Origin of the sequence: Streptococcus hyovaginalis DSM 12219 (genome assembly GCF_000420785.1) — a bacterium.
GTDB lineage: Bacteria > Bacillota > Bacilli > Lactobacillales > Streptococcaceae > Streptococcus > Streptococcus hyovaginalis.
Window position 1 is genome coordinate 1 of record NZ_ATVP01000026.1, and the last position, 5,015, is coordinate 5,015.

Annotated in this window: 7 protein-coding genes; all 7 read left to right on the forward strand. The window is 38.6% G+C overall.

Annotation, left to right across the window (positions count from 1 at the left end; all coding sequences use genetic code 11):
• The coding region (locus G574_RS0110400) for a class I SAM-dependent methyltransferase (protein WP_002325309.1) at positions 1 to 648 on the forward strand (648 nt) is incomplete at its 5' end.
• A gap of 32 nt (positions 649 to 680) precedes the next feature.
• Positions 681 to 1,589, forward strand: coding sequence for an aminoglycoside nucleotidyltransferase ANT(6)-Ia (locus tag G574_RS0110405; RefSeq protein WP_001255866.1), 909 nt, complete (start codon positions 681 to 683; stop codon positions 1,587 to 1,589).
• Entirely contained in the window at positions 1,586 to 2,128 is a 543-nt protein-coding gene (gene sat4, locus G574_RS0110410; protein ID WP_000627290.1) for a streptothricin N-acetyltransferase Sat4, read from the forward strand. Before G574_RS0110405 ends, sat4 begins: the two co-directional genes overlap by 4 nt.
• A gap of 92 nt (positions 2,129 to 2,220) precedes the next feature.
• A complete protein-coding gene (aph(3')-IIIa, locus tag G574_RS0110415) occupies positions 2,221 to 3,015 on the forward strand; it encodes an aminoglycoside O-phosphotransferase APH(3')-IIIa (protein WP_001096887.1) in 795 nt (264 codons plus the stop codon).
• Positions 3,016 to 3,290: 275 nt separating this feature from the next.
• Positions 3,291 to 3,863, forward strand: a complete 573-nt coding sequence (locus G574_RS12035; protein ID WP_001079938.1) for a helix-turn-helix transcriptional regulator — start codon at positions 3,291 to 3,293, stop codon at positions 3,861 to 3,863.
• 23 nt (positions 3,864 to 3,886) lie between these two features.
• Entirely contained in the window at positions 3,887 to 4,243 is a 357-nt protein-coding gene (locus G574_RS12040) for a WYL domain-containing protein (protein WP_000374054.1), read from the forward strand.
• Between the two features lie 110 nt (positions 4,244 to 4,353).
• Positions 4,354 to 5,015: dihydrofolate reductase family protein (locus tag G574_RS0110435; protein WP_281167112.1), on the forward strand; the 662-nt coding region annotated here is incomplete at its 3' end.

The window sequence follows — 5,015 nt, forward strand, 5'->3', positions numbered from 1 at the left end:
GAATGGGAGACTTTGAAAAAGATGCTACCTGATTTTAAGGGTAAGCGTGTGCTTGATTTAGGATGCGGCTATGGATGGCACTGTATATATGCGATGGAAAACGGTGCTTCCTCTGTAGTAGGTGTTGATATTTCTCATAAAATGCTCGAAGTAGCAAAAGGAAAAACCCATTTTCCACAGATTGAATATGAATGCTGTGCCATAGAAGATGTGGATTTCCCAGAGGAGAGCTTTGATGTAATACTAAGTTCGCTTGCGTTTCATTATGTAGCAGACTATGAGAATTTAATAAAAAAGATATATAGGATGCTGAAGGCTGGTGGCAATTTAGTTTTTACAGTTGAACATCCTGTTTTTACTGCTCATGGAACACAAGACTGGTATTATAACGAAAAAGGAGAAATACTGCATTTCCCGGTGGACAATTATTATTATGAGGGCAAACGGACAGCTATGTTTTTGGAAGAAAAGGTTACAAAATATCATAGAACACTGACCACATATCTAAATACACTGCTTTCAAATAGTTTTATAATAAATCAGATTGTGGAGCCACAGCCGCCAGAGAACATGATGGATATTCCGGGGATGGCGGATGAAATGCGACGCCCAATGATGCTGATTGTATCGGCAAAAAAGAAGATGTAATAATATAGAAAAAATAAACGAGGAGTATGTAAATGAGATCAGAAAAAGAAATGATGGATTTAGTACTTTCTTTAGCAGAACAGGATGAACGTATTCGAATTGTGACCCTTGAGGGGTCACGCGCAAATATTAATATACCTAAAGATGAATTTCAGGATTATGATATTACATATTTTGTAAGTGATATAGAACCGTTTATATCTAATGATGACTGGCTTAATCAATTTGGGAATATAATAATGATGCAAAAGCCGGAGGATATGGAATTATTCCCACCTGAAGAAAAGGGATTTTCCTATCTTATGCTATTTGATGATTACAATAAAATTGATCTTACCTTATTGCCCTTGGAAGAGTTAGATAATTACCTAAAGGGCGATAAATTAATAAAGGTTCTAATTGATAAAGATTGTAGAATTAAAAGGGACATAGTTCCGACTGATATAGATTATCATGTAAGAAAGCCAAGCGCAAGGGAGTATGATGATTGCTGCAATGAATTTTGGAATGTAACACCTTATGTTATTAAAGGATTGTGCCGTAAGGAAATTTTATTTGCTATTGATCATTTTAATCAGATTGTTCGCCATGAGCTGCTGAGAATGATATCATGGAAGGTCGGCATCGAAACAGGCTTTAAATTAAGTGTAGGCAAGAACTATAAGTTTATTGAAAGGTATATATCCGAGGATTTGTGGGAGAAACTTTTGTCCACCTACCGGATGGATTCCTATGAAAACATATGGGAAGCATTATTTCTATGCCATCAATTGTTCAGGGCGGTATCCGGTGAGGTGGCGGAAAGGCTTCATTATGCCTATCCGGAGTATGATAGGAATATAACAAAATATACCAGGGACATGTATAAAAAATACACTGGTAAAACCGGCTGCCTGGATAGCACATATGCCGCTGATATAGAAGAGAGGCGGGAACAGTGATTACAGAAATGAAAGCAGGGCACCTGAAAGATATCGATAAACCCAGCGAACCATTTGAGGTGATAGGTAAGATTATACCGAGGTATGAAAACGAGAATTGGACCTTTACAGAATTACTCTATGAAGCGCCATATTTAAAAAGCTACCAAGACGAAGAGGATGAAGAGGATGAGGAGGCAGATTGCCTTGAATATATTGACAATACTGATAAGATAATATATCTTTACTACCAAGACGATAAATGCGTCGGAAAAGTTAAACTGCGAAAAAATTGGAACCGGTACGCTTATATAGAAGATATCGCCGTATGTAAGGATTTCAGGGGGCAAGGCATAGGCAGCGCGCTTATCAATATATCTATAGAATGGGCAAAGCATAAAAACTTGCATGGACTAATGCTTGAAACCCAGGACAATAACCTTATAGCTTGTAAATTCTATCATAATTGTGGTTTCAAAATCGGCTCCGTCGATACTATGTTATACGCCAACTTTGAAAACAACTTTGAAAAAGCTGTTTTCTGGTATTTAAGGTTTTAGAATGCAAGGAACAGTGAATTGGAGTTCGTCTTGTTATAATTAGCTTCTTGGGGTATCTTTAAATACTGTAGAAAAGAGGAAGGAAATAATAAATGGCTAAAATGAGAATATCACCGGAATTGAAAAAACTGATCGAAAAATACCGCTGCGTAAAAGATACGGAAGGAATGTCTCCTGCTAAGGTATATAAGCTGGTGGGAGAAAATGAAAACCTATATTTAAAAATGACGGACAGCCGGTATAAAGGGACCACCTATGATGTGGAACGGGAAAAGGACATGATGCTATGGCTGGAAGGAAAGCTGCCTGTTCCAAAGGTCCTGCACTTTGAACGGCATGATGGCTGGAGCAATCTGCTCATGAGTGAGGCCGATGGCGTCCTTTGCTCGGAAGAGTATGAAGATGAACAAAGCCCTGAAAAGATTATCGAGCTGTATGCGGAGTGCATCAGGCTCTTTCACTCCATCGACATATCGGATTGTCCCTATACGAATAGCTTAGACAGCCGCTTAGCCGAATTGGATTACTTACTGAATAACGATCTGGCCGATGTGGATTGCGAAAACTGGGAAGAAGACACTCCATTTAAAGATCCGCGCGAGCTGTATGATTTTTTAAAGACGGAAAAGCCCGAAGAGGAACTTGTCTTTTCCCACGGCGACCTGGGAGACAGCAACATCTTTGTGAAAGATGGCAAAGTAAGTGGCTTTATTGATCTTGGGAGAAGCGGCAGGGCGGACAAGTGGTATGACATTGCCTTCTGCGTCCGGTCGATCAGGGAGGATATCGGGGAAGAACAGTATGTCGAGCTATTTTTTGACTTACTGGGGATCAAGCCTGATTGGGAGAAAATAAAATATTATATTTTACTGGATGAATTGTTTTAGTACCTAGATTTAGATGTCTAAAAAGCTTTAACTACAAGCTTTTTAGACATCTAATCTTTTCTGAAGTACATCCGCAACTGTCCATACTCTGATGTTTTATATCTTTTCTAAAAGTTCGCTAGATAGAGTTCTATATTAGAGATGTAAAGAGTTTTGGTGAAGAGGTTTGTGAGTATGGCTTTTATAACCAGGGTGCAATGAGAAGCACTAACAGCAGCTAGCTTAAGAACGCATAGGATATACTTTTTATGGAAGTCACAGAGGAGGAATAAAATTTGAACAGGATTAACAGAGTAACCTCTATTCTTATTCAGCTGCAATCAAAAAAAATAATTCCTGCCAAAGAAATTGCACAGCGATTTAATATAAGCTTAAGGACAGTTTACAGAGATATCCGGACACTTGAAGAAGCCGGAATACCAATTGGATCTGAGGCCGGAAAAGGATATTTTCTTGTAGAGGGCTTCCTACTTCCGCCGGTAATGTTTACAGCGGCGGAAGTGGGTGCATTGATTACAGCAGGGAAATTTTTAAATTGCCATGGAGATGAATCATTTATAAAGGATTTTGATTCAGCTATGTATAAAATCAAATCTATTTTGAAGCATGGTGAAAAAAACTATGCACAGGAGTTGGAGAACAGTATTAACGTGTACAGCACATCTGGACAGAAAAATACATTGGCGGATAACGTTATTGCAGCAATTCAGACTGCAATCTGCAATAAAAGGGTAATATCAATTCAATATCCTGCATCAGGAGGGCAAGAACCGGAAAGCAGAATGATAGAGCCTATATCACTGGGGTTTTATGAACAGAACTGGTACTTAATCGGTTTTGCAGGCTAAGAAATGAATATAGGAATTTTCGTGTGGATCGGATTAAAAGCATTTGCATAGAAGAAGAGCTCTGTCAAAGCCATGATGGCTCTTTGGAACAAATATTAAAACAAATGCTTTCATATAAAAAACTATATAATGTAATTCTTAGAGCTGAAAAAGGGGAGACATACAATTCTATCAAGAACAGGTATTCTCTCGGCTTCCTTGAAGAAACCGATTTGGGAAGTAAAATGGAAATCGAATTCCAGACAGATTCCTTTGAGATATTGAGCAAGCAGCTGATTGAATATGGATCAGGCATTGAAATAGTCCAACCTGATGAATTAAAATGCATAACCCGTAAACACCTGGCACAAATTACGAATCACTGCCTAAACTTGATTTAGAGAAAGCGATTGGTCTGTTATGTATTTTTTGTAAGGTTTCATATCCCCTGCTGACATACAGCTGTCAGTGTATTATGATATTCTACTATCAAAAAGGAGGATTGAAAAATATGAAACCAAAGATAATTATGCACACACAAATTAGCCTTGATGGCCGCATTAAAGGCTTTGATAATCCGGAAGTTTACTACCAGGTTGCCGGGGGAATTCATTCGGATGCGGTGCTGTTTGGGTCCAATACTGTTTTTACTGCATTTGAAAAATATCCTGCTGAAACAGAGGCTGATTTTGAGAAAATCATAACAAGCCCGGAGGACCCCAGACCAATAGGAGTCATACCTGACAGCAGAGGTATCTTGAGAAGTCTTCATTGCTTAAGAAATCTTGGATATCTGAAGGAAATTGTCATTCTGGTATCAACTGCCACTCCGAAGGAATATTTGAATTATTTGGAGGAAAGGCATTACCCATATATTGTGTCAGGAAATGATCATGTGGACTATGAAAAAGCCTTTCAGATCCTGCATGAGCAATATGGGTGTAAATACATGCGGATAGACAGTGGCGGTGGATTAACCAACAAATTATTAGAAAACGGACTTATTGATGAAATCAGTCTTGTGATATCACCATGTTTTGTAGGTAATAAAGAAAAACAACTATTTGATCCAGTTGATCCAGTTTATCCAGTTGATCCAGTTGATCCAGTCGATCCAGTTGATCCAGTCGATCCAACAGAGCCAACGGAACCAACAGAGCCAACGGAACCAAC

Excerpts from the sequence above, each read along its gene's own strand:
- G574_RS0110405 (WP_001255866.1), top strand. The coding sequence starts at position 681 with ATGAGATCAGAAAAAGAAATGATGGATTTAGTACTTTCTTTAGCAGAA.